Below are 23,523 nucleotides of genomic sequence, written 5' to 3' on the forward strand. Positions count from 1 at the left end.
CTGAGGTCACTTCAGTACCGGGGGTGCCGCCTGGGCCGACGTACCCCACCCTGACGGGCGCGGGCCGACCGTGAACGCCAGCGAGCGCAGGGAGCGCAGCGCACGCGTCGTCAGATACGTCCGCCCATGGGCTCTGCCGTCGACGCGCACGCCCTGCACATAGCGGTCGGCGGCCGAGGTGCCCGGCGCGGTGACGGTCAGTGCCCCGGCCGGCCAGTAGCGGCGGTCCAGGGCGAGGTCGACGCGGTCGAAGACCGGCGTGGACAGGCCCCAGGTGTCGTAGCCGGGCTGGATCGGGAACAGCCCGATGGACGACAGCACGTTCCAGGCGGACATGGTGCCGAGGTCGTCGTTGCCGGTCATGCCGGTGGGGCCGTCGGTGAACAGGGTCAGGGCCGCGTGCACGACGTCGGTGGTCTTCCAGGGCTGACCGGTGGCGAGGTAGGTGTAGGGCGCGATGAGGTCGGGCTCGTTCATCGGGTTGTAGACGGCCGCGTTGTAGTAGGCGTACGCGTCGCCGTGCACCCACACCTCGCGGGCCGTGCGAGCCGGGTCGGCGAGCAGCCGGTCGTAGGCGAAGAAGGAGTCGAGCCGGGCGTTGGCGGCGCGCTTGCCGCCGATCAGCCGGACCATGCCGGCCAGGTCCTGCGGGACCAGCCACTGGTACTGCCAGGCCGTGCCCTCGTGGAAGCCGGTGCCGAGCGCCGGGTCGGGGGAGCCGGTGAACGCGCCGGAGAAGTCGCGGGCCCGGAAGAAGCCGGTCGAGGGGTCGAAGATGGTCCGGTAGTCGCGCGAGCGGGCCGCGTACCGGGCGGCGTCCGCGTCATGTCCGAGCCCACGGGCCATCTGGGCGAGCATGGCGTCCGCGAGGGCGTACTCCAGGGTGACGGAGGCGCCGTGGTGGTAGTCGGAGTCGCCCATCTTGGCGAGCGGCCGGTCCTTGTCGAACGGGGCGAAGCCGTTCTTGATGTACTCGGCGTTGGCCTCCCGCCCGATGCCCGGATTGGCGGCGGGCGGCACTCCGTCCGCGTTCTTGCGCAGCGCCCGGTAGGCCCGCTCCTCGAACCCCTTCAGCAGGCCCATCTGGTAGGCGGTGGTCAGGAACGGGGTGACCGGGTCGCCGCTCATCACGTTCGTCTCGACCGGCCCGTAGCCCCACTTGGGCAGCCAGCCGCCGTCCTCGTCGATCGCCACCACCGAGCGGGCCATGTCCCGCGCCTCGCGCGGCGCGAGCAGGGCGAGCAGCTGGGCCTGGGTGCGGTAGGTGTCCCACAGCGACCAGTTCTGGTAGTACGTGAACCCGCGCGCCCGGTGGACCCGCCGGTCCCAGCCGAAGTAGCGGCCGTCGGCGTCGCCGCCGATGTTGGGCGCGAGGAAGGACCGGTACAGCGAGGAGTAGAACGTACGGCGCAGGGTGTCGCCGCCGCCGCGCACCCGCACCGCCGCGAGGCGCGCCTCCCACCGCTCGCGGGCCGCCCGGCGCACTGCGTCGAACGACCGGCCGCCCTCGGCCCGCAGATTGCCCGCCGCGCCGGCCGGGCCGACGTACGACAGCGCGGTGGTCGCCTCGACCGTACGGTTCCCGGTGGTGTCGAAGCGCACGTAGGCGCCGCCGCGTCCGCTGCGCGAGCCCGCGGTGACGGTGGCGCCGTCCCAGGTGCCGTAGGCGGTGAAGGGCCGGCTGAAACGGGTGATCGTGTAGACCGTGTAGGGACCGGTGTCCCGGCAGAAGCCGTGCCCGGTGATCTCGGTGCGCACGGTGCGGTCGTCCAGGATCTCCACCTTGCTGCCGCTGGTCTTGTGCAGCGACTGGGCCGCGTTCAGCAGGACGTTGGCCTTGGTGGTGGCGGGGAAGGTGTAGCGCTGCACCCCGGTGCGGGCGGAGGCGGTCAGTTCGGCGCGGATGCCGGAGGCGAGGCCGACGCGGTAGTAGCCGGGGCTCGCCGCCTCGTCGGCGTGCGAGAACGCGGTCGCGTACGCGGCGTCGTCGGTACGTGTGATCTCGCCGGTGGTGGGCAGTACCGGCAGGTCGCCGCCGATCCGGCAGCCCACGCCCGACAGGTGGACCAGTGAGAAGCCGCGGATCCGGCTCTGGGTGTAGTCGTAACCGGTGTTGTGCCCGGTGTCGGGCGAGAACTGCACCATGCCGAAGGGCACGGCGGCGCCGGGGAAGGTGTTGCCCTCGTCCTGGCTCCCGATGAAGGGGTTCACCAGGTCGGTGAGGTGGCCGTCGGTCCGCTCGGCGGCTCCCGCGGCGGGGGTGGCGATCAGCGCGGACGCTGCCATCACCCAGGCCAGGCACAGCCGTGTGCGCCGGGTCCCTCTCATGTCGGATGACCTCCGGAGGTTCGACATCGTTGCCTGCATCGTGGCGGGCGAATGCCGGGAAACCGGGCATTGCGCGACGGGAGGGGGTAAACGCGTCGCGGGAGAGGGTGATTTGACGGTGCGTGAGGAACGCGGGCGCGGCGGGGCCGGTGCCCCGGTGCGGGTGTCTCAGCGAGCGGACTCTTCTCCCTTGTCGCGTACGGCAGTTGGGGAGCACGGTGCGGCCGGAGGCTGGGGGAAGCAGCAGTCGCCGCACACGCCGCCGCCGGGGACTCGGTAGTACAGGCAGCAACTGCGGCGGCGGAACGCGGTGCCGCTGCGGGTGCCGGTGGCCCCCAGCAGGGGGTGGCCGAAGAGTTCACCGGTGAGCGCGCGGGTGCGGGCCACCGCGTCGGTACGGCCGCGGGCGCGGGCCCAGCGCTCCAGTTCCCGTGCGGCTCCGGCGAGCGCGGAGCCCGCGTTGCCCCGCAGCAGCCCGGCCGCGATCCCGTAATGGTCTCTCAGGGTCTTTCCCAGGGGCTCCAGATGGCCGTCCAGCACGGCGCCGGCGAGCGCGCCCGCGTCGCCGGGCCCCGGCCGGACCTCGGTGAGCCACAGGTCGTCGGGCGCGGACGCCTCGATGTCCCAGCGCAGCAGGCTCGGGCGCAGGTCGGGCAGCCGGCCGTACAGGACGGCGCAGCCGAGCGCGACCGACCAGAGCCGGGCGGCCAGGCCCTGCTGGGCGAGGGAGGCGGCGACGCGGGGCTCGGGGGTGCGCAGGCGGCGGCCGACGAGGGCCACGCGCGCGGTCAGGGGGCCGCCGGGGCCGTCCGGCGCGTAGGCCGCCGCGAGGGTCGGCAGCCCGGAGGGGTCCCCCTCAGGGACCGTGCGCAGGGCGAAGAAGGGACCCGGCGGGCGCAGGGCGGCGAGTTCGGGGTCGAGGTCCACGAGGACACTCGTACCAGGCCGGTTCGCGCCCCGGACGGCCGGGGCGCCCCTCGGGGTAACCCACCTCAGGGATGATCATCGCACCGGTGTACTCCATCGGTAGTAGGACGCATCGCGTGCTCAGGGACGACGACGGAAACGGCGCGGGCGGGCAGAGTGTGAACCATGGAAGCCGACCGTAGGCAGCGCCGGGCCCGCGCCCTGTGCCGCAGGCACAGGAGACGCAGATGAGCGGGAGACACCGATGAGCGGAAGACGCCGGTGAGCGCTCTCGCGGTGTCCGTGCTGCTGTCGCTCGTCTCCGCGCTGGGCTACGCGGGCGGCGCGATCGTGCAGGAGCGGGTCGCCCTGTCCTCCCCCGGCAGCGCGTATCTGCCGCTGCGCAGGCCCGGTTGGTGGGGCGCGCTCGCGCTCAACGGCCTCGGCGGACTGCTGCACGTGGTGGCGCTGGCCTGCGGACCGCTGAGCATCGTCCAGCCGCTCGGCGCACTGACCATCGTCTTCGCCCTGCCGCTGGCCGCGCTGTGCGTCGGCCGCCGGGCCGGGGCGACCGCCTGGCGGGGTGCCGTGATGGCCACCGTCGGGCTCGCGGGGCTGCTGTCCGTGGTCGGCTCCGCCCACGACCACGCGCTCGACGCCCCGCAGCGGCTGGCCGCCGCGGTGGTCACGGGCGGCGCGGTGGGGGCGTTGATGTGCGCGGGCCGGGCGGCCCACCGGCACCCCGCGGTGCGCAGCGTGCTGCTCGCCGCGGCCTCCGGCATCGCGTTCGGCATGTCCTCGGTGTTCACCAAGTCCGCCGCGGTCGGCTGGGACGGCGGCCTCGGCTCCTCCGGCACGCTGTTCTCGCTGGCGCTGATCGCCGTCTTCTCGGCCGCCGGCGTCCTGCTCTCCCAGGCCTCCTACGGGGGCGGTGGCCTGGCCGCGCCGCTCGCCACCCTGACCGTCGTCAACCCGGTGCTGGCCGCCGCGATCGGCATCCTCCTGTTCGGCGAGACCTTCCGCCACGGCACGACGGGCACCCTGCTCGCCCTGGGCTGCGGGGTGCTGGCGGCGGGCGGGCTGATCATGCTGACGACGGAGCGGATGGAGGCGACGGGGACGGGGACGGCGGCGGCTCCGGAGCCGCCGGTCGCCGGCACGGTGACCGCCCCGGTACCGCACCAGCGGCTCGGCGGCGAGGACGTACCGGGCGCCGCGGACGGGGACGTACGGGGCCGCTCCGACGCGGAGGGACCGCTCGTCGAACCGGACCTGAGGGAGACGATCCACCACCGGAGGCGGCCGCGGGTCAGATCCTGACGCCGTGGGCCCGCAGATAGCCGAGCGGGTCGACATCCGTGCCGAAACCGGGCCCCGTGCGCACCTCGAAGTGCAGATGGGGGCCGGTGACATTGCCGGTGGCCCCGGAGCGGGCGATGCGCCCGCCGGCGGCGACATGCTGACCGATCCGCACGGAGATGGCCGACAGGTGGCCGTACTGGGTGTAGTACCCGTCGGCGTGCCGGAGCACCACCTGGTAGCCGTACGAGCCGCCCCAGCCCGCCGCCACCACCTCCCCTGCCTCGGCCGCGTGCACGGCGGTGCCGGTCGGCACGAGGAAGTCGACGCCGGTGTGGTAGCCCTTCGACCAGGAGGAGCCGGCCGCGCGGTAGCCGGTGCCGATGGCCGCGTGGACGGGGGCGACGACCCCGTGAGCAATCGTCCCGGTCTCGGTGTTCTTGACGCTCTCGCCGTTCTTGGTGCTCGTGGTGGTCTTGGTCCGGTGGTGGACCTTCGGCTTCGCCGGGTGGGAAACCGGCTTCCCTCTACCGGAGTTGGCGGGTCCGGCGGGCGCCTTCGCGGGGTGCAGGGCGAGCCGCTCGCCCGGCAGGATCAGGTCCGGGTCGTCGCCGACGGTGGCGCGGTTGCCCGCGTAGAGCGCGTGCCAGCCGCCCCGGACGTGGTGCTCGGCGGCGATGCCCGAGAGGGTGTCGCCTTGGACCACCGTGTACATCGTGGTCCGGCCGGCCCGTGACTGGGGAGTGGTCTGCGGGCGCACGTCACGGGCGGGGGCGTCGAGCGCCGTTCCGGGGTCGGCGTCGCGGGTGCCGTCCCGGAGACCCGCGCGGGAGCCGGTCTCGGTGCCGCTGTGGGAACCGGTCTCGGTGCGGGTGTGGGGGCCGGTGTGAGTGGTCGCCCCGCTGGGGGTTCCCGCGGCCGTTCCCGCGGCGATCAACGGGAGCGCGAGGCCCGCGCCACCCGCCGTGACCGTGAGCGAGGCGCGGTTGATCCTGTTCGGCTGATACCGGCGGTGCCGGCCGCTTAGGGCCATGCGCGAGGTCCCCTCATGCGTCAGGAGGGGCAAAGCTATGCGCCGCGAACACGCCATGACAAGACGGCGTTTCGGCCGTCGGAGAACGTCAACCAGCCATGATCGGGCGGCTGTTGGCCCACCGCCCGGCGGGGCGGCCCGGCCGGGTTCCGCTCCCCGGAACCGAGGATGGCGAGTCTGATGTGCGCTCGCCCAGGGGTCAGGTCAGGATGGGCGGGGACCCGTACCCGACGGGGGACGTACTCACCAGGCGATCAGGGAGCAGGCGGTATGAGCACTTCAGCGCAGATCGGCGTCACCGGCCTCGCGGTCATGGGCCGCAATCTCGCCCGGAACTTCGCGCGCAACGGCTACACGGTCGCGTTGCACAACCGCACGGCGTCGCGGACACGGGATCTGGTGAAGGAGTTCGGGCAGGAGGGCGACTTCATCCCGACCGAGAGCGCCGAGGAGTTCGTGGCCGCCCTGGAACGCCCGCGCCGCCTGATGATCATGGTCAAGGCCGGTGACCCCACGGACGCGGTGATCAAGGAGTTCGCGCCGCTCCTGGAGCCCGGCGACATGATCATCGACGGCGGCAACGCGCACTTCGCGGACACCCGGCGCCGGGAACGCGAGCTGCGCGAGCAGGGCATCCACTTCGTCGGAACCGGCATCTCCGGCGGCGAGGAGGGCGCGCTGCACGGGCCGAGCATCATGCCGGGCGGCTCGAAGGAGTCCTACGCCTCGCTCGGCCCGATGCTGGAGAAGATCTCCGCGAAGGCCAAGGACGGCGCGCCCTGCGTGACCCATGTGGGGGCGGACGGCGCCGGGCACTTCGTGAAGATGGTGCACAACGGCATCGAGTACGCCGACATGCAGCTCATCGGCGAGGCGTACCAGTTGCTGCGGGACGTGGCCGGCTACGCGCCGGCGGAGATCGCGGACATCTTCCGCACCTGGAACACCGGGCGGCTCGACTCGTACCTGATCGAGATCACCGCCGAGGTGCTGTCCCATGTGGACGCGGCGACCGGCAAGCCGTTCGTGGACGTGGTGGTGGACCAGGCCGAGCAGAAGGGCACCGGCCGCTGGACCGTCCAGATCGCGCTGGACCTCGGGGTACCGGTCTCCGGCATCGCGGAGGCCGTCTTCGCCCGCTCCCTGTCCGGCCACGCCGCGCTGCGGGCGGCCTCCCGCCACCTCGCCGGTCCGCAGCCGGCGCCGCTGAGCGGGGCGGAGGCGGCGGCCTTCGCGGACCGGGTGGAACAGGCGCTGTACGCCTCCAAGATCGTCTCGTACACGCAGGGCTTCCACGAGATCGCGGCGGGCGGCGAGGAGTACGGCTGGGACATCGACCAGGGCGCCGTCTCCGCGATCTGGCGCGCCGGCTGCATCATCCGGGCGGCGTTCCTCGACCGGATCCGCGCCGCGTACGACGCCCGTCCCGACCTGCCGAGCCTGCTGTCCGACGACACGTTCGCCCGCGAGATCGCGGCGGCCCAGGACGACTGGCGCGAGGTGCTGGCCACGGCGGTCCGGCAGGGGGTCCCGACGCCGGGCTTCGCGGCGGCGCTGTCCTACTACGACGGACTGCGCGCCCCGCGGCTGCCCGCGGCCCTCACACAGGGGCAGCGGGACTTCTTCGGGGCGCACACGTATCGGAGGGTGGACCGGGAGGGGTCGTTCCACACGCTGTGGGGCGGGGATCGGAGCGAGGTTTCCGCGTAGGGAGTCCGCCGGGGGGCGGAGACCTCTGAGGCCGTACGGACCTGTGAGGCCGTAGGGACGTGTGAGGCCGTAGGGGGCGGGGCGGCTGGTCGCGCAGTCCTCCGCCCCCTTGGCACGCATTTTGGGCGGCGGGCCTTGTCAGGTGGTCAGGGGTGGGCCCGGTTCGGGGCTTGGTACGGGTTCAGGGCCCGGCGGGATCGGGGAGGGGGAGGGCTCCGGAGGGCCGGGGGCCGGTGGGGTCGGGCCGGGGCCCGGCGGCTGAGGGGTCGGCTGCGGGCCCGGACCGGGCGGTTGCGGAGTCGGCGCCGGCTCAGGGCCGGGGCCGGGTTCCGGGGGTGGCACCGGGGTGGGGTACGGGTCCGGGGTCGGCGTGGGACCGGGGGCCGGTGGGGCGGGGTCGGGGTGCGGGTTGGTCATCGCGTTCTCCGCGCAGTCGTCGATGTCACTGGACGTCGCCTCTGGACTACTCCCCCGCCTACCCGACCACCGCGAGGCCACTCACCCGAAGACGCCGGCCGAGCGGGCCGACCGGGTTCAGCGGGGTTCAGGCCGGCACGGACCGCGGGCTGCGCCGCTGCTCGGTACCGGGGACCGGCTCGGCCGGATCGGCACCGAGGGCCACGATCCGGTTGTCGGCGTCGACATGCACCACCCGCGGCGTCAGCTCCCGCGCCTCGGCATCGCTGACCTGCGCATAACTGATGATGATCACCAGGTCACCAGGGTGCACGAGATGAGCGGCCGCCCCGTTGATCCCGACGACGCCCGATCCCCGCTCCCCCTCGATGACGTACGTCTCCAGCCGGGCACCATTCGTGATGTCCACGATGTGCACAAGCTCCCCGGGCAGCAGATCCGCCGCCTCAAGCAACTCCGCATCGATCGTCACCGATCCCACGTAGTGCAGGTCGGCCTGGGTGACGGTGGCACGGTGGATCTTGGACTTGAACATGGTGCGCAGCATGTCGGACTCCCGTAAGACGGCTCCCTGCCTGCTTTGTGCAGGTCAAGGGCTGTTTCCACACCTTACAACGAGTCGCATGTCCGGGGAGCGTCCCCCAGCAGCCGCTTCCGCCTCCCTCTTTGCAGATCCACATGGCGAAGGAAGGAAATGCGTCCTCAACCCCGCCACAGCAGCCTGCCAGCTCCGCGGAACCATGGATGATCCCCGAGCGACGCGAATTCGACCGCCCTAAACCGATCATCAGCAACCACGAGCGAGGGGCCACGCATACGTGAACAGCATCCCTACGGACGCCTTCGAGGAGGCCGAGACGCTGGCGCGGCCACGGTCCTAAGCATGCCGCGGCAGTCTTGGCACATGCCCTGACAAGCACCGGAAGACACCCGGCTCAGAGCAACACTGCTGTTGCGCGACATGCGATTGACGACTCACCTCAACCGAAACGCCCTGGAGATATGCCCAGGACGAGCTTCTCCAGTGCCTCCTGGGCCGGGCCGAACGTCGCCACCCAGGTCTCGATCAGATAGATCTCGCCGGTCTCGTCGATACCGAGAAAGAAACGGCCCTCGTCGAACTCACCGATGGGAAAGATGTCCCGCCCGACCGTCGAGCTCCAGTCTGCGAATCGATCCTCCTCGCCCACCGCGAGTTCGGGATCAAAGTTGAAGGGCGCCCTTGCGCAGGTGAGGCCCGGCCCGCTGATCTGTACGTCCAAGCCTCCGAACTCAGTCAAGAAGCGTTCGGCGGCCTCATGCATCCGGACCAGCCCAGTTGCCTCCAGCATCTCGCGCCACCGCTGAACCGGGACGCGCCGCCCCGGCTGCCATCCGGCCGCACGCAGCGTCTCCTCAACCTCACCGGCATCCCGCCGAGCCGCCGCCTCCGCCTCAACCCATGCCTGATCCACGGGTACGTTCTCGGGCCAGCCCGGCCGCCACTGAGCCAGCCACTGGTCGAAGTCCTCGCGCAAGAACTGGCGCTCTACGGGCTTGAGTCGCACCTGCGGCCGATCATCGGCCCACCAGACCTCGAACTCGGCCACGGTCCCTACCGCGGGCCAGCGCTCCGCGGCGGACGGAAAGCGGGTCAGCCGCTGCCGGACGAAGAGCACCGTCTCCCGCGGGGCGACTAGATCCGTGGCATCCGCGTCCGGCGCTCGCCGCCCTTCGCAACCCGCAACCCCGAGCCCTGGAAACCCGGCAGCGCCCAGGGCGTCGCCGTGCGCGTCGGCCCGTTCACCGAGCACGCACATCAGGCCCGGCGACGACCCGGTTTCATCCTGCTGCGCCTCGGCCCGTACACCCAGACCTGCACGCCCAGCAGGACCACGACCGGATCACCGCCAGGCTGGACGGGCGCGAGACCATCGCGAGCGCCGGGCGGCCAGTGCTGTCAAGGCGGCCAAGAGCGTCAGGCACAGCCAGGCGAAAGTGTCGCCGATGCGGTCGTAGAGCGTGGTGGTGCCGTGGGTCGGGATGTAGGCGACCATGGTCTGGCGGCCGTCGGCGGTGAAGTAGTCCGCCGTGGCGAGGACGTGGCCCTGGTCGTCGTAGGCGGCGGAGACGCCCTCGGCGTCCTGGCGGACCAGGGCGTAGCCGGACTCGACGGCGCGCAGAGCCGCCTTGGCGGTGTGCGGGGCGCCGAATTCGCGCCAGTCGTGGGAGGGGACGAGCATGATGTCGGCGCGGACCCGCATCATGGCGGGGAAGTCGGCGTCGTAGCAGATGACGTTCGCCAGCCGGCCGTACGGGGTCTTCACGACGGGGACGCGGCCGTCGCCTGGCGTGTACTTCTCGGAGCCCGGGATGGGGTGCGCCTTCTGGAAGGTCCACAGCACCTTGCCCTGCGGGTCGATGAGGATCGCCTCGTTGCGGCCGTACGCGGGTGCGGTGGCGGTGTGGACGCGGACGCCGATCTCCAGGTAAATGCCCGAGCGGCGGGCCTCGGCCTGTGCGGCGGCCACGGTGGCGGCCTCATGTGACTCCTGGGTGCGGACGGCCTCCTCGGGCCAGACGACGATCTTCGCCCCGGCGGCGGCCTCGCGCCGGGTGGCGGTCAGCAGGTCGTCCTCGACGGCCGTCATCGCGGGCTGCACCTGTGCGGCGGGGGCGGTGGCGACGCCGGCCGGGGTGTCGGCGTACCGGCTCAGTACCGTCTTGAGGTGCTGCGTCACGGCCGGGGTGGGGCTCACGCCCGCGATGCGTACGGTCAGGCTCGTGGGCGGGGCGAGCGCGAGCCGGACGCCGCCGGCGGCGAGGACGAGGGCCGGCAGGAGGGCTGCGTACAGCAGGCCGGCGCGCCACGAAGGGCGTTCCCGGCGTTCCCAGATTCCGTTGACCGCGGCGGCGGCGTATCCGATCAGGAACCCGATCCCCCATGGGCCCGTCACCGAGACGAGTTGGAGAAGAGGCAGGTCGCCGTGCTGGGTGACGGCCAAGGAGCCGTAGGCCGTGCCGAACGGGGAGACTACGGTGATCAGGTACTCGGTGGCCGCCACACCGGCGGGGAAGGCCAGGGCGGCGAGCGCGGGGTGCAGGCGGCCCACCAGGAGCCGGTCGGCCAGGTACGGCAGCGTCTGCAGGGCGGCGAGCGCGGTGGCGCCCGCGACGACCACGGAGTTGAAGCCGATCTTCGACTCCTGTACCCAGAAGACGGCCGCGGCGGCATGCGCCGCCCAGAGCCACAGCGGCCCTGACCAGGCGCGGCCAAGTCGTGCGAACCGCAGCAGGAGCACGGGGTAGAGCCAGGCCGCCGCCGCGATGTCCCACCGGCCGCCCACCGCGAACAGCATCGCCCCCGCGCCGAGAACCAGCAGGCTGTACTGCCGTGTCAGGTGATTCTTCAGTATCGGATGATTCTTCACAGGGGACGACGCTAGGGAGAGGGGGTGTCAGCACGCCTCGGCCGATGTGGCGAATTCCGTTCGCGGGCGCGGAACTTTCGGTGCCCGACCGGAGGATGATCCGCCGCCCTCCCGGGTCGTCTAGCCTGACCGACCAAGATGCTCACTGACTTGAAGGCCGCGCCACGAGCCGCGCGGCGCTGGATCGCCTGCCGACCGCGGGCCGCGGACGCCGCGCTCGGCGCTGGGCTGACGTTGTTCAACGTGGCCACCGTGGTACACCGCGCCCCGGAACCCGCCGCCTGGGGCGTGGCCCTGTGGGGGGCGCAGACCGTGCCCCTGCTGTGGCGGCGGACGCATCCGTGCCTCGCGCTGGCGGCGATGACCTGTCTGTACGCGGTCTTCCAGGCGACCTCCCCGATCGCCGGGAAGGTGCCGGGCCCGTTCCTGCTCATGCTCGGCGTGTACGCCCTGGCCGGACACGACCGTGCCCGCGTGAGCCTGCCGGGGGCGGTGCTGTGCCTCGTCTCGGCGCTCACCGCCGATGCCCTCACAGGGCACTGGCAGCAGCCGCCGAGCCTCGGTTCGCTGGAGCCGATCAGCGCCACGACGTTCGTCTTCTTCTTCGGTCTGGCCTGGACGTTGGGGTACGGCAGACGCAGGATCGGGGCCGACGCCGAGCGGCTGCGCGATCTCAACCGGCGGCTGGCCGCCGAGCAGGAGCGCAACGCCCTCCAGGCGGTGGCCGCCGAACGATCCCGCATCGCCCGTGACCTGCACGACGTGGTGGCCCACCATGTGAGCGCCATCGCCGTGCAGGCGCGGGCCGCCGAGGACGTCCTGGCCACTGGGCCGCTCCCCGACACGGCGGTGGTGGAGGGCGTCGGACTCATCGCGCGGAGCGCCGACACCGCGCTCGTCGAGATGCGGCGACTGCTCGGGCTGCTGTCCTTCCGTGACCAGTGGCTCGCACCCGAACCGTCCCTCGACCACCTCGGCCCGCTCCTGGACACGGCCACCGCGGTGGGCTGCCGGGTGACGAGCCGGGTGGAGCCGGGGGCGGAGAGCGCGCCGTCCCCGGGGATGCGGGTGTCGGCCTACCGGATCGTCCAGGAGGCGCTGACGAATGTCGTCAAGCATGCCGGTCCCGTGGGCGTCCACGTCACCGTGCGCGGGGACGCCTCCCGGCTCACCGTCGAGGTGGTGAACGGTCCGGCCGCCCCGGGTCACCAGCCCGTGCCCGGCAGCGGGCGCGGGCTGGTGGGCATGCGGGAACGCGTGGCGGCGTTCGACGGCGAGCTGACGGCCGGGGTGTGCGAGGGCGGCGGCTGGCGGCTGTACGCCGTCCTGCGGGCGCGGGCGCCGCGAGCCGCTGAGGTGGCCGTATGACGGTACGGGTGCTCGTGGCCGACGACCAAGAGATGGTACGGACCGCGCTGCGGCTGGTCATCGACCGCCGCGAGGGGCTGATGGTCGTCGGCGAGGCGGGCGACGGGGAGCAGGCGGTCGCCCAGGCGGCCGAACTGCGGCCCGACGTCGTGCTGATGGATATCCGCATGCCCGGCACGACCGGTGTGGAGGCCACCCGGCGCATCACCGGCTGCTGGCCCGGGCCGGGGCCGGCCCCGCGGGTCCTGGTCCTCACCACGTTTGACCTGGACGAGTACGTGCATGCCGCGCTGCGGGCGGGCGCCGCCGGGTTCCTGCTGAAGAACAGCCCGCCCGACCGGCTGGCCGAGGCCGTACGTGCGGTCGCTGCCGGAGAGGCCGTGCTCGCCCCGGACGTCACCCGCCGCCTGATCGAGACGGTCACCGCCCTGCCCGCCGGACTGCTGCCCGGGCCGCCCCCGGCCGCCCGGCCGGACCGGACGGAGCTGTCGCGCCTGCTGACCGCCCGCGAACTGGAGGTCCTGGTACTGATCGGGCGTGGTCTGTCCAACGCGCGGATCGCCGCCGCCCTGGGCCTGAGCGAGGCCACCGTGAAAAGCCGCGTCAACCGCATCCTCACCCGCCTCGGCCTGGAGAACCGGGTGCAGGCGGCGCTACTCGTCCACGGAGACGGTCAGGCTCCGCTCGTCGGCCGGGACGGTGAGTGATCAATCTGTGTGGACCAGCCGCCTCTCCGGCTCGATGCAGTTGCCCAGGGAGTGGTCAACGGTCAATCCTGGCCGCAATTACCCGGCCCACGCCTGCGGCTGCGAGTGGGAAGAGACCTAGTGGGGCCCGGCCGGATACGGTCGGGCCCCACTCACCTCGCGCGCGCGGCGCGTTCCTTGCGCCGGGTGTGTCCGCTCTACCAGCGGTACCAGCGGCCCTTGCGACCGCCGCTGTCCGCGGTGCGGACGACGAAGCCGAGCAGCCACACGACGAGCACGATCACCGCGATCCACCACAGCGCCTTCAGTGCGAAACCCGCACCGAAGAGGATCAGAGCCAGCAGAAGAACCAGAAGCAGGGGAACCATCGTTATCAACCTCCTGGCCACCCTGTGCCCTCACCTCAGGTCGACATGCCCACCTAGCGGGAGTTACATCGACGCCGGACGGGGCATATTCGCTGGCTCACGCGCCATGCGACCTTCCCCGCCCCCACGCACCTCGGCGCCGCCCCGTCAGCGCCGACCGCCCCGCCCCGCGTCGGCGGCCCACCCTCTCGCACGCAAGACACCGAGTCGGCGGGTTGAGCCGCACGCCACGGCCCGTGCGTTCGTGCTCGGGTTGCTTTCCGGCGTCGAGCGGAAGAACTGCTGGCGGCGGGCCGAGCAGGCCGGCCACGCCCAGCACCTCGGTGCCGACAACGACGTGCTGATCGTCGGCTCCACCTGCCCGACACGTCCTGGTCGCGGGACGCCGAGCGCCGCACCCGTGCCGTAATACCCGACCAAGTGGAGTTCGCGACCAAGCCCACGCTGACAGGGCAGATGATCGCGGCCGCGCTACTACGACTGGGCCTGGATCGAGATCAGCACCGACGGCCACCGGCACCTGCTGTTCCGCCGCCACCCGAGCAGCGGCGAACTCGCCTTCTACCTGTGCTGGTACCCAAAGCGGACGCTGCTGTCAGAGCTGCTCGTCCGCCACTGGACCGCCTGCACCGGCACATCACCCTGGCCATGCTCGCCCTGGGGACCGCCGCAGCGGAATCCTGGATGTGGATGAGGAACATCGCTTCAGCCGTGATCTCATCGTCCGCCATTCCTCATGCGAGCCACGCGGACTCCTTGTGACGAATGCGCGGGGAGACGTCCGAGTGGCCCGCGACAGTTGACGTGCCGGTCGTGCCGGGAACGGCCGAGTGCCCCAGGTGGCGGTGTACGAAGTGGATGGCCATCGCGCCCTCGCCGGCCGCGGAGGCCACCCGTTTCACCGAGCCGCTGCGGACGTCCCCGACCGCGAAGACGCCGGGCAGGCTGGCCTCCAGGGTCATGCACGAGCGCCCGCGGCCGTGCCACACCTCGGGGGAGGCGCAGGCTTCCTGGGCCTCCGGCCCGGTGAGGACGAAGCCGCGGGAGTCGAGGGCGATGGTGCCGGCGAGCCAATCGGTGTGGGGCTCGGCTCCGGTGAAGACGAACAGGCTCCGCACCGCGAGCCGGCGGTGCCCGCCCGTGCGGTTGTCGACCACGTCGAGCTCCTCCAGCACTTCCCGGCCGATGACCTCGGTGACCTCGGTGTGCAGCATGACCTCCACCCGCGGATGGCGCTCTACCTGGTCGACCAGGTAGCGGGACATGTTGGCCTCGAGGCCGGCTCCACGGACCAGCAGGTACACCTTCGGCGCGTACCCGGCGAGGAACAGGACCGCCTGGCCCGCCGAGTTGCCTCCGCCGACGACGGCCACCGGGTCGGTGCGGCACTGCTGGGCCTCGTAGACGGTCGCCGAGTAGTGCACGCTCGTCCCCTCCAGGCGTTCGATGCCGGGCACCTGGAGTCGGCGGTAGCGGGCGCCCGTGGCCAGGACGACGGCGCGGGCGGCGATCTCGCTGCCGTCGGCGAACGCCACCACGTAGTGGTCCTCGTCCTTGGCATGGAGGCCGGTCGCCTCCAGCGGAAGGCTGATCCCGGCGCCGAACTTCTCGGCCTGGAGCACGGCGCGTTCGGTGAGTTCGGCGCCGGAGATGCCGGAGGGGAAGCCGAGCAGATTCTCGATGCGGGACGACGTGCCGGCCTGGCCGCCGGTGGCCATCGCCTCCACCACCGTGGTGCTCAGGCCCTCGGAGGCGGCGTACACCGCGGCGGCGAGGCCGGCGGGTCCGGAGCCCACGATCAGGACATCGTCGTGACGGTTTCCGGCGGGCAGTGACGGCAGGCCGATGAGCCGGGCCAGTTCCGCGTTGCTGGGGTTGCGCAGCAGTGTGGCTTCCCGCCAGATGACGAGTGGTGTCTCCGCCGGGCCGACGCCGAAGCGGCGCAGCAGTTCCTCTGCCTCCTTGTCGGTCTCCAGGTCGATCCAGCGGTGCGGCAGCCGGTTGCGGACCGCGAACTCGCGCAGCCGTCTGGTGTCGGGCGAGTAGCGTGAGCCGATGATGCGGAAGCCGGCGCCCTGTCCGACGAGCAGCGCGCGACGGCACAGACAGGCGCGCAGTACGACGTCCCCGATGCCGGAGTCCCGGGACACCAGGTGGCGCAACTGGTCCAAGGAGACCACGAGGACCTCGCCGGGCTCCCTGGCGACAGCGGTGTAGAAGGCCACTTGTCCGTACAGCAGCCCGAGTTCGCCGATGAAGCGACCGGGGCCGTGGACGCGCAGCACGTGTTCCTCGGGAGTGCCGTGGTCCTCGACGACGGCGACGGTACCGCTGAGGACGACGTAGAACGTCTCGCAGCGCTCCCCCTCCCGGATCAGCACGTCATTGGGAGCCATGGTCCGGCGTTGCCCGTGCTCCGCCAGCCGTGCTATCTGGTCCTCCGTGAGGCGCGGATACGCGCCGTAGATGTCCGGGGTCTCCCAGGAGGCGGCCTCGTCCGACTTCTCCGGCACCGGTTCTCCGCCCGGCGGCGGCTGGTCGCCGGACATCAGACGAACGCCTCGTGAACGTAGCACCAGCGCCATTCCTCGCCGGGCTGGAAGGACTGCACGATCGGATGGTCGACGGCAGCCGCGTGCTTGCGCGCGTGCTTGTTCGGCGAGGAGTCGCAGCAGCCGACGTGCCCGCAGGTCAGGCAGAGCCTCAGATGGACCCACGGGGAGCCGAGCATCAGGCACTCCTGACACCCTTCCGGGGTCAGCGGCTGGACCGGCCGGACAAGCGCGAGGTGGGGGTCTGCGTGCAGGGTCATCCGGATCACCCTTTCCGGGCGCTGATCGACTGTTCCACCCACCGGCGCAGAGCGGGGGCGGGGGCCGCTCCCGCCTGCCGGGCGACCGTCTCGCCCCGGTCGAGGATCAGCAGCGTCGGTACGGCCTGGACCTCGAAACGCTGCGACAGTCGCGGGTTCTTGTCGACGTCGACCTTGACGAGTTTGATGCGGCCGGCGAGATCGGTGGCGACCTTCTCCAGCGCGGGGCTGACCATGCGGCAGGGGCCGCACCAGGTCGCCCACAGGTCGACCACGACAGGGACGCCGGCCCGCTCGGCGACCTCGGTGAAGTCGTCGTCGCCCGCGTCCACCATCCACGGTAGGGGGTGCTTGCAGTGGCCGCACTTGGGGTGGCCCTCCGCGGCCACGGGCACCCGGTTGGTGCGCCCGCAGTGGGGGCACCTGACGGTCGTCGCCTGTATCGTGCTCATGCCGCCCGCGCTCCCCTCACGTCCTCGGGCTGGTCGTAGGTGACCACCAGCTCTCCGTGTTCGGCGTCGACGCGGACCGTCGCACCGTCCTGGACGTCACCGCGCAGCAGGGCGCGCCCGACCATCGTCTCGACCTCGTGGGAGATGTAGCGGCGCAGCGGCCGGGCCCCGTACACCGGGTCGTAGCCCTGGTGGGCGATCAACTCCCGCGCCTTTTCGGTGAGTTCGACAGTGATGCGGCGTTCGGCGAGCCGCCGGCGCAGCTCGTCGAACTGCAGCTCCACGATCCGCTCGATCTGCCGCTCGCCGAGCGGCTTGAACAGCACGATGTCGTCGACGCGGTTGAGGAACTCGGGGCGGAAGTGCCCGCGCAGCTCGCCCATCACCAGGGCGCGGGCGTCCGGCTTGATCTCGCCCTCGGCGGTGGCGCCGTCGAGGAGGTGCTCGGAGCCGATGTTCGACGTCATGATGATCACCGTGTTGCGGAAGTCGACGGTGCGGCCCTGGGCATCGGTGATGCGGCCGTCGTCGAGGATCTGCAGCAGGGTGTTGAAGACATCGGTGTGCGCCTTCTCGATCTCGTCGAACAGCACGACGGAGTACGGCTTGCGGCGTACGGCCTCGGTGAGCTGGCCGCCTTCCTCGTAGCCGACGTATCCGGGTGGTGCGCCCATGAGCCGGCTGACGGTGTGCCGCTCCTGGTACTCGCTCATGTCGAGGCGGACCATGTTCTCCTCGGAGTCGAACAGGGCCGCGGCGAGCGTCTTGGCCAACTCCGTCTTCCCGACACCGGTGGGGCCGAGGAAGATGAACGAGCCGATGGGGCGGCGCGGGTCGCGGATGCCGGAACGGGCGCGGATGACGGCGTCGGCGACGAGCTTGACGGCCTCGTCCTGGCCGATGACGCGCTCGCGCAGGATCTCGTCGAGGCGCAGCAGCTTCTCGCGTTCGCCCTCCTGGAGACGGGCGACGGGGATGCCGGTCCAGGCGGCGACGATCTCGGCGATCTCCTCCTCGGTGACGACCTCGCGCAGCAGCCGGTTCTGCCCTTGTTTGGCGGCCAGTTGCTCCTCCTCGGCCTTCAGCCGGCGCTCCAGGTCCTGGAGGCGGCCGTAGCGGAGTTCCGCAGCGCGGTTGAGGTCGTAGGCGCGTTCGGCCTCCTCCGCCTCGTGACGGACCTGCTCCAGTTCCTGGCGCAGTTCCTGCACGCGGCGGATGGCCTGCCGTTCGGCCTCCCACTGGGCGTGTTTGGCGTCGGCCTCGCCGCGCAGGTCGGCCAGCTCCTTGCGCAGTTCCTCCAGGCGGGCTCTGCTCGCGTCGTCGGTCTCCTTGGACAGGGCCGCCTCCTCGATCTCCAGACGGGTGACGCGGCGGGTGATCTCGTCCAGTTCGGCGGGCATCGAGTCGATCTCGGTACGCAGCCGGGCGCATGCCTCGTCGACGAGGTCGATGGCCTTGTCGGGCAGGAACCGGTCGGTGATGTAGCGGTGGCTGAGGGTGGCCGCGGAGACCAGTGCGGTGTCCTGGATCTTCACGCCGTGGAAAACCTCCAGGCGTTCGCGCAGTCCGCGCAGGATGGAGATGGTGTCCTCCACACTCGGCTCGTCGACCAGCACCTGCTGGAAGCGGCGTTCGAGGGCGGCGTCCTTCTCGATGTGCTTGCGGTACTCGTCGAGGGTGGTGGCCCCGATCATGTGGAGTTCGCCGCGGGCGAGCATCGGCTTGAGCATGTTGCCCGCGTCCATGGCCCCTTCGGCGGCGCCCGCGCCGACGACGGTGTGGAGTTCGTCGACGAACAGCAGGATGCGTCCCTGGGCGGCCTTCACCTCGGACAGCACGGCCTTGAGGCGCTCCTCGAATTCGCCGCGGTACTTGGCGCCGGCGACCAGGGAACCCATGTCGAGGGCGAACACCGTCTTGTCGCGCAGTCCTTCGGGCACGTCGCCGCGGACGATGCGCTGGGCGAGACCCTCGACGATGGCGGTCTTGCCGACGCCGGGGTCGCCGATGAGGACGGGGTTGTTCTTGGTCTTGCGGCTGAGGATCTGGGTGACGCGGCGGATCTCCGCATCCCGGCCGATGACCGGGTCGAGCCGCCCGGACCGAGCCTCGAGGACGAGATCACGGCCGTACTTCTCCAGCGCCTCATAGGCCACTTCGGGGTTGGCGGAGGTGACCCGCTGGTTGCCGCGGACCCGGGTGAGCGCGCTCAGGAAGGAATCCCGGTTCACGCCGTGCTCCTTGAGCAGGCGTCCGGCGGCGGTCGCCGAGCCCTCCTCGGCCAGGGCGAGCAGGAGGTGCTCCACGGACACGTACTCGTCCTTGAGGCGTCCGGCCTCCTGTTCGGCGGCATCGAGCAGGCGGGACAGGCGCTGGGTGACGAAGACCTGGCCGGGTGCCGCGCCCGGACCGGTGACCTTCGGGCGGCGGGAGAGTTCCTCGCGCACGGCCGCGCGCAGCTCCTTGGGTTCGGTGCCTGCCTGTTGCAGCAACCGGGGGATCAGACCGTCCTCCTGATCGAGGAGCGCGAGCAGCAGGTGTTCCCCGTCGACCTCGGTCTGCCCCATGCGGACGGCCGCGGTCTGGGCCTCCTGGAGGGCTTCCTGGGACTTCTGGGTGAGACGGTTCATGTCCATGGGGGTGTTTCACTCCTCGTGCCGGCGCGGCGCAGGGCGGCTTCGAGCATGCTGATGCGGTCCAGCAGGTCGAGCACCAGGCCGATGGATGCGTAGTTGAGGCACAGCCCGGTGCGCAGCCGCTGGACGCGGGCGAGGGCGGCCGGTGCCGTGGCTTCGAACACCAGCCCTCCGAAGGCGTCGCGCTCGGCCTCGACCAGCCCCAGGGCGACGAACCGGCGGACGAGGTCGGGATGGACCCCGGACCGGCGGGCCACGGTCTGCAGGGAGAGCCTGGGCACCGGCACGATCGCGTACCGGACGTGTGCCGGCGCGGGGGCTGTCGGCTGGGACACCTGGCGCGCCCCGGCGCGTGGGTCACTCATCGGGTCCTCCTGGGGTCGAACGAGGAGACGGCGGCGAGCTCCTCGAAGAGTGCGCGCTCCCGGTCGCCGAGCCGGGGCGGCACCATGATCCGGAGCTCGGCGTAGAGATTGCCGTTCGTGCCGCGCGGGTTGGGCATGCCCTCACCGCGCAGCCGCAGCCGCCGGCCGCTGGACGAGCCCGCGGGCACGCCGACCTTCGCCGCCGCCCCGCTCGGCGTCGGCACCGCAACCGTCGCGCCCAGCGCGGCCTCCCAGGGGGTGACCGGAAGCTGTACGTGCACGTCCCGGCCGTCGAGGCGGAACCGGGGATGCGGCTGGATCCGCACCCGCAGGTACAGGTCCCCCGCGGGGGCGTCACCGTTGCCCCGGCCGCCCTCGCCCGCCAGCCGGATACGCTGCCCGTCGGTGACACCCGGTGGCACGTCGACCTCGTACCGCCGCGGCTGCCCGGCGGGACCGGCGAGCGTGACGGTGCGATGGCCGCCGCGGTAGGCCTCCTCGACGGTGAGCGGCAGTTCGGCCTCCTGGTCCGCTCCGGGGACACGCACCCGTCCGGCGCCCCCGAAGATCGAGCCGAACAGGTCGTCGACGTCGACGCCCTGCGCGCCGAAGCCGCTGGTGGTGTACCGGCCCCGCGGGCCGCCCCCGGTGGACCAGCGGAAGCCGCCACCGGGGCCCGCGCCGGCACCGACCCGTTCCTCCCAGTCCTCGGGGACCTTCCGGAAGTCCTCGCCGAAGCGGTCGTATCGGGCCCGCTGGTCGGGGTCGGACAGGACGCTGAATGCCTCGTTGATCTCCTTGAACCGCTCCTCCGCCGCGGGGTCCTTGTTGACGTCCGGGTGGTACCTGCGGGCCAGCTTGCGGTAGGCCTGCTGGATCTCGTCCTTGTCGGCGTCCCGCCGGACCCCGAGAACCTCGTAGAAGTCGCGTGCCATGGCCGCTCACTCCCGCTTGGCGACGGTCACGGCGGCCGGCCGCAGCTGCCGCTCGGCCTCGCCGTAGCCGGGGCGCAGCACCTGCGCCACGGTGTTCGGTTCGGCGTCGGGGTCCTGGACCACGCCGACGACCTCGTGCCGGGAGGGGTCGAACGGGACGCCGGTCTCGGCATCCCGCTTGTAGCCCAGGCGTTCAAGGATGGACACGGCCTGGTCGCGCACGGCGCGAACGCCCTCGACGATCGGCCCGGAGTCGGAGCCCGCGTGGTTCAGGGCCAGCTCGAGGTTGTCGACGACGGGGAGGAAGGCCGCGGCCGTGCGGGCGCGTTCGAGCGCGCGCTCCCGGCCCAGTTCCCTTGCGTGTCGCTTGCGCAGGTTGTCCAGGTCGGCGAGGGCACGCCGCCAGCGGTCCTCGACTTCCTTCAGCGCGGCCGCGTACTCGCCTTCGGCCCCGGTCGGACCGGTGGCCGCGTCGGGGCCAGGTTCGGGCTCCGTGGCGGGCGGCGCGGGCTCGGGCAGGTGGCCCTGCGGCGGTTGTGCGGCGCCTTCGGGCGGTAGGCCGGACGACCGGTCGTGGGGAGGGGTCGGCATGGCGGGCACCTCAGCCCTTGTCGAACTCGGCGTCGATCACGTCTTCGTCGGCGCCGGCTCCGCCCTGCCCGGAGCCGTCCGGCCCGGTGGTGTCCGACGGGCCGCTCGCCGCCCCGGCGTCGCCCTGGTGGGCGGCGAGCCCGGCGTAGACCTGCTGGAGTTCGGAGATCAGCGGCCTGGTCTTGTCCACCGCGGCCTCGTTCTTGACCGCGTCGCGTGCCTCGGCCACCAGCATCTCGGCGCGTGCCTTCTCGTGCGCGGGCGCGGCGTCGGCCAGTTCGTTCAGGCGCTTCTCGACCTGGTAGGCGACTGCGTCGAGTTCGTTGCGGGCGTCGACGGCCTCGCGGAGCGCCTGGTCCTCGCCCCGGTTGCTCTCGGCTTCCTGGACCATGCGGTCGACCTCGCTCCGGTCCAGGTTGGAGCTCTCGCTGATGGTGATGCCCTGTTCCTTGCCGGTGTCCTTGTCGCGTGCGCTGACGTTGAGGATGCCGTTGGCGTCGATGTCGAAGGTGACCTCGATCTGCGGTTCGCCCCGCGGCGCCGGCCGGATGTCGGTGAGCTGGAACCGGCCGAGGACCCGGTTGTCGGCGGCCCGTTCGCGCTCGCCCTGGAGGACGACGATGTCGACGGCCGGCTGGTTGTCCTCGGCGGTGGAGAAGGTCTCGCTGCGGCGCACCGGGATGGTGGTGTTCCGCTCGATGATCTTCGTCATGACTCCGCCGCGCGTCTCCACGCCCAGGGACAGGGGGGTGACGTCGAGCAGCAGGACGTCCTTGACCTCGCCCTTGAGGACCCCCGCCTGGATCGCGGCGCCCATGGCCACGACCTCGTCGGGGTTGACGCTCATGTTGGGTTCCTTGCCGCCGGTCAGCCTCCGCACCAGGGCCTGGACGGCGGGGATGCGGGTGGAGCCGCCGACGAGGATGACCTCGTCGATGTCGCTCTCGCCGACCTTGGCGTCGGCCATGGCCTGCTGGACGGGACCGAGGCAGCGCTCCACGAGGTCGCCGGTGATCTGCTCGAACGTGGACCGCATGATCGAGTCGGTGAGATGCTTGGGCCCGGAGGCGTCGGCGGTGATGAACGGCAGACTGACCTGGGTCTGGGTGACGGAGCTCAGCTCGGTCTTGGCCTTCTCCGCCGCCTCGAACAGGCGTTGCAGCGCCTGCGGGTCCTTGCGCAGGTCGATGCCGTTCTCCTTCTGGAAGTCGTCCGCGAGGTGGTCGACCAGCCGGCGGTCGAAGTCGTCGCCGCCCAGATGGCTGTCACCCGCCGTGGAACGCACCTCCACCACGCCGTCGCCGACATCGAGGATGCTCACGTCGAAGGTGCCGCCGCCCAGGTCGAAGACGAGCACCGTCTCGTGCTGCTTCTTGTCCATGCCGTAGGCGAGGGCGGCGGCCGTCGGCTCGTTGATGATCCGCAGCACTTCCAGTCCCGCGATCCGTCCGGCGTCACGGGTCGCGGTGCGCTGGGCGTCGTTGAAGTAGGCGGGCACCGTGACGACCGCCTCCGTGACCCGTTCCCCCAGCTGCTTGGAGGCGTCGTCGGCGAGTTTGCGCAACACCAGTGCACTGATCTCCTCGGGCGCGTACAGCTTGTCCCGCACCTTGAAGCGGGCCTCGCCGTTCTCGCCCGGAACGACGTCGTAGGCGACGGCCTTGGCCTCGTCGGGGATCTCGTCGAAGTGCCGGCCGATGAACCGCTTGGCCGAGTAGATGGTGCCCTTGGGATTGAGGATCGCCTGGCGGCGTGCCAGCTGGCCCACCAGGCGCTCGCCGGTGTCGGTGAAGGCCACGACGGATGGTGTCGTGCGGTTGCCCTCGCTGTTGGGTACGACGGACGGCTCCCCGCCCTCCCACACGGCGATCACCGAGTTGGTGGTGCCCAGGTCGATGCCCACTGCCTTGGCCATGACGAACTCCTTCCGCGGTGGTCGACGTCCGTCGGCGACCGTTCATCCTCCGGGCCGTGTCCCGCCCGGCTTCCAGACGCGTTCAGCTGGCGGGGCCACTGCGGAGGCGGCCGCCCCTTGCGAGCGGACCGACGCGAAGTCCGGGGGCCCCTCGGTCATGGCCTCTCCTTCCGCGGACGGACCGCCGAGCGGTCCCGACAGGCCTAGAGTGGCTGTTCACCCGGTCGCCCCGCCTGCGCCCAGCGGGTCGAAATGTGGCACCGCCGGTCGG

At 71.8% G+C, this 23,523-nt stretch carries 19 protein-coding genes and 1 pseudogene; 5 read left to right on the forward strand and 15 right to left on the reverse strand.

All coding sequences use genetic code 11. The features are described 5' to 3' along the window. Nucleotides 1-6: 6 nt before the first annotated feature. Both ACZ7EC_RS02980 and ACZ7EC_RS02985 read right to left on the reverse strand, forming a co-directional pair. Complete coding sequence (locus ACZ7EC_RS02980) at nt 7-2,328, reverse strand: GH92 family glycosyl hydrolase (protein ID WP_471056964.1); 2,322 nt, start codon at nt 2,326-2,328, stop codon at nt 7-9. A gap of 168 nt (nt 2,329-2,496) precedes the next feature. Next, nucleotides 2,497-3,255 carry a (2Fe-2S)-binding protein gene (locus tag ACZ7EC_RS02985; RefSeq protein ID WP_471056967.1) on the reverse strand — a complete coding sequence of 253 codons (759 nt, stop codon included), beginning with the start codon at nt 3,253-3,255 and terminating at the stop codon, nt 2,497-2,499. Nucleotides 3,256-3,516: 261 nt separating this feature from the next. Here ACZ7EC_RS02985 and ACZ7EC_RS02990 point away from each other — a divergent pair, with 261 nt between their 5' ends. Continuing rightward, nucleotides 3,517-4,554 (forward strand): DMT family transporter, encoded by a 1,038-nt coding sequence (locus ACZ7EC_RS02990; RefSeq protein WP_471056970.1) that lies wholly within the window; start codon nt 3,517-3,519, stop codon nt 4,552-4,554. Here ACZ7EC_RS02990 and ACZ7EC_RS02995 read toward each other — a convergent pair. Then, nucleotides 4,544-5,566: a M23 family metallopeptidase gene (locus tag ACZ7EC_RS02995; RefSeq protein ID WP_471056973.1), complete on the reverse strand. Its 1,023-nt coding sequence runs from the start codon at nt 5,564-5,566 to the stop codon at nt 4,544-4,546. The genes ACZ7EC_RS02990 and ACZ7EC_RS02995 overlap by 11 nt on opposite strands. Before the next feature lie 270 nt (nt 5,567-5,836). Here ACZ7EC_RS02995 and gndA point away from each other — a divergent pair, with 270 nt between their 5' ends. Continuing rightward, the gene (gene gndA, locus ACZ7EC_RS03000) at nt 5,837-7,276 is read left to right on the forward strand and encodes an NADP-dependent phosphogluconate dehydrogenase (protein WP_471056976.1); all 1,440 of its coding nucleotides are present in this window, start codon (nt 5,837-5,839) and stop codon (nt 7,274-7,276) included. Between the two features lie 544 nt (nt 7,277-7,820). Here the strand turns inward: gndA and panD are convergent. The 3 genes from panD to ACZ7EC_RS03015 form a co-directional block, all read right to left on the reverse strand. Further along, nucleotides 7,821-8,240, reverse strand: coding sequence for an aspartate 1-decarboxylase (panD, locus tag ACZ7EC_RS03005; RefSeq protein ID WP_471056979.1), 420 nt, complete (start codon nt 8,238-8,240; stop codon nt 7,821-7,823). Between the two features lie 433 nt (nt 8,241-8,673). Next, the gene (locus tag ACZ7EC_RS03010) at nt 8,674-9,282 is read right to left on the reverse strand and encodes an SUKH-3 domain-containing protein (protein WP_471056981.1); all 609 of its coding nucleotides are present in this window, start codon (nt 9,280-9,282) and stop codon (nt 8,674-8,676) included. A gap of 294 nt (nt 9,283-9,576) precedes the next feature. Next, nucleotides 9,577-11,103: a nitrilase-related carbon-nitrogen hydrolase gene (locus ACZ7EC_RS03015; RefSeq protein WP_471056984.1), complete on the reverse strand. Its 1,527-nt coding sequence runs from the start codon at nt 11,101-11,103 to the stop codon at nt 9,577-9,579. Between the two features lie 138 nt (nt 11,104-11,241). On the opposite strand from ACZ7EC_RS03015, the gene ACZ7EC_RS03020 reads away from it, so the two are divergent. Further along, nucleotides 11,242-12,471, forward strand: a complete 1,230-nt coding sequence (locus ACZ7EC_RS03020) for a sensor histidine kinase (RefSeq protein WP_471056987.1) — start codon at nt 11,242-11,244, stop codon at nt 12,469-12,471. Then, nucleotides 12,468-13,178: a response regulator transcription factor gene (locus tag ACZ7EC_RS03025; RefSeq protein ID WP_471056990.1), complete on the forward strand. Its 711-nt coding sequence runs from the start codon at nt 12,468-12,470 to the stop codon at nt 13,176-13,178. Before ACZ7EC_RS03020 ends, ACZ7EC_RS03025 begins: the two co-directional genes overlap by 4 nt. Nucleotides 13,179-13,375: 197 nt before the next feature. Here ACZ7EC_RS03025 and ACZ7EC_RS03030 read toward each other — a convergent pair whose 3' ends face one another. Beyond that, nucleotides 13,376-13,546 carry a DUF5670 family protein gene (locus ACZ7EC_RS03030; RefSeq protein ID WP_011113206.1) on the reverse strand — a complete coding sequence of 57 codons (171 nt, stop codon included), beginning with the start codon at nt 13,544-13,546 and terminating at the stop codon, nt 13,376-13,378. 244 nt (nt 13,547-13,790) lie between these two features. On the opposite strand from ACZ7EC_RS03030, the pseudogene ACZ7EC_RS03035 reads away from it, so the two are divergent. Continuing rightward, a pseudogene (locus tag ACZ7EC_RS03035) lies at nt 13,791-14,206 on the forward strand (hypothetical protein); the annotation flags it as partial. 74 nt (nt 14,207-14,280) lie between these two features. Here ACZ7EC_RS03035 and ACZ7EC_RS03040 read toward each other — a convergent pair. From ACZ7EC_RS03040 to dnaK, 8 genes are read right to left on the reverse strand one after another with little or no spacing between them, the layout of a single operon-like run. Continuing rightward, nucleotides 14,281-16,095 (reverse strand): FAD-dependent oxidoreductase, encoded by a 1,815-nt coding sequence (locus tag ACZ7EC_RS03040; RefSeq protein ID WP_471056993.1) that lies wholly within the window; start codon nt 16,093-16,095, stop codon nt 14,281-14,283. Continuing rightward, complete coding sequence (locus ACZ7EC_RS03045; protein WP_471056996.1) at nt 16,095-16,358, reverse strand: UBP-type zinc finger domain-containing protein; 264 nt, start codon at nt 16,356-16,358, stop codon at nt 16,095-16,097. The genes ACZ7EC_RS03040 and ACZ7EC_RS03045 overlap by 1 nt, the downstream gene beginning before the upstream one ends. Before the next feature lie 5 nt (nt 16,359-16,363). After that, nucleotides 16,364-16,810: a thioredoxin gene (gene trxA / locus ACZ7EC_RS03050; protein ID WP_471056999.1), complete on the reverse strand. Its 447-nt coding sequence runs from the start codon at nt 16,808-16,810 to the stop codon at nt 16,364-16,366. After that, complete coding sequence (gene clpB / locus ACZ7EC_RS03055) at nt 16,807-19,446, reverse strand: ATP-dependent chaperone ClpB (RefSeq protein WP_471057001.1); 2,640 nt, start codon at nt 19,444-19,446, stop codon at nt 16,807-16,809. Before clpB ends, trxA begins: the two co-directional genes overlap by 4 nt. Then, on the reverse strand, nt 19,437-19,811 hold the full coding sequence (locus ACZ7EC_RS03060) for a chaperone modulator CbpM (RefSeq protein ID WP_471057004.1): 375 nt from the start codon (nt 19,809-19,811) through the stop codon (nt 19,437-19,439). The genes clpB and ACZ7EC_RS03060 overlap by 10 nt, the downstream gene beginning before the upstream one ends. Next, complete coding sequence (locus ACZ7EC_RS03065) at nt 19,808-20,746, reverse strand: DnaJ C-terminal domain-containing protein (RefSeq protein WP_471057007.1); 939 nt, start codon at nt 20,744-20,746, stop codon at nt 19,808-19,810. Before ACZ7EC_RS03065 ends, ACZ7EC_RS03060 begins: the two co-directional genes overlap by 4 nt. A 6-nt stretch (nt 20,747-20,752) precedes the next feature. Then, nucleotides 20,753-21,337: a nucleotide exchange factor GrpE gene (locus ACZ7EC_RS03070; RefSeq protein ID WP_471057010.1), complete on the reverse strand. Its 585-nt coding sequence runs from the start codon at nt 21,335-21,337 to the stop codon at nt 20,753-20,755. A gap of 10 nt (nt 21,338-21,347) precedes the next feature. After that, complete coding sequence (dnaK, locus tag ACZ7EC_RS03075) at nt 21,348-23,252, reverse strand: molecular chaperone DnaK (RefSeq protein ID WP_471057013.1); 1,905 nt, start codon at nt 23,250-23,252, stop codon at nt 21,348-21,350. Nucleotides 23,253-23,523 lie beyond the last annotated feature (271 nt).

It is taken from the genome of Streptomyces sp. NPDC037203 (genome assembly GCF_055605065.1).

Coding starts and splice junctions, on each gene's coding strand:
- ACZ7EC_RS02980 (WP_471056964.1), bottom strand. CDS start 2,328: ATGAGAGGGACCCGGCGCACACGGCTGTGCCTGGCCTGGGTGATGGCA.
- ACZ7EC_RS02995 (WP_471056973.1), bottom strand. CDS start 5,566: ATGGCCCTAAGCGGCCGGCACCGCCGGTATCAGCCGAACAGGATCAAC.
- gndA (WP_471056976.1), top strand. CDS start 5,837: ATGAGCACTTCAGCGCAGATCGGCGTCACCGGCCTCGCGGTCATGGGC.
- panD (WP_471056979.1), bottom strand. CDS start 8,240: ATGCTGCGCACCATGTTCAAGTCCAAGATCCACCGTGCCACCGTCACC.
- ACZ7EC_RS03020 (WP_471056987.1), top strand. CDS start 11,242: ATGCTCACTGACTTGAAGGCCGCGCCACGAGCCGCGCGGCGCTGGATC.
- ACZ7EC_RS03025 (WP_471056990.1), top strand. CDS start 12,468: ATGACGGTACGGGTGCTCGTGGCCGACGACCAAGAGATGGTACGGACC.
- ACZ7EC_RS03030 (WP_011113206.1), bottom strand. CDS start 13,546: ATGGTTCCCCTGCTTCTGGTTCTTCTGCTGGCTCTGATCCTCTTCGGT.
- ACZ7EC_RS03040 (WP_471056993.1), bottom strand. CDS start 16,095: ATGTCCGGCGACCAGCCGCCGCCGGGCGGAGAACCGGTGCCGGAGAAG.
- ACZ7EC_RS03045 (WP_471056996.1), bottom strand. CDS start 16,358: ATGACCCTGCACGCAGACCCCCACCTCGCGCTTGTCCGGCCGGTCCAG.
- trxA (WP_471056999.1), bottom strand. CDS start 16,810: ATGAGCACGATACAGGCGACGACCGTCAGGTGCCCCCACTGCGGGCGC.
- clpB (WP_471057001.1), bottom strand. CDS start 19,446: ATGGACATGAACCGTCTCACCCAGAAGTCCCAGGAAGCCCTCCAGGAG.
- ACZ7EC_RS03060 (WP_471057004.1), bottom strand. CDS start 19,811: ATGAGTGACCCACGCGCCGGGGCGCGCCAGGTGTCCCAGCCGACAGCC.
- ACZ7EC_RS03065 (WP_471057007.1), bottom strand. CDS start 20,746: ATGGCACGCGACTTCTACGAGGTTCTCGGGGTCCGGCGGGACGCCGAC.
- ACZ7EC_RS03070 (WP_471057010.1), bottom strand. CDS start 21,337: ATGCCGACCCCTCCCCACGACCGGTCGTCCGGCCTACCGCCCGAAGGC.
- dnaK (WP_471057013.1), bottom strand. CDS start 23,252: ATGGCCAAGGCAGTGGGCATCGACCTGGGCACCACCAACTCGGTGATC.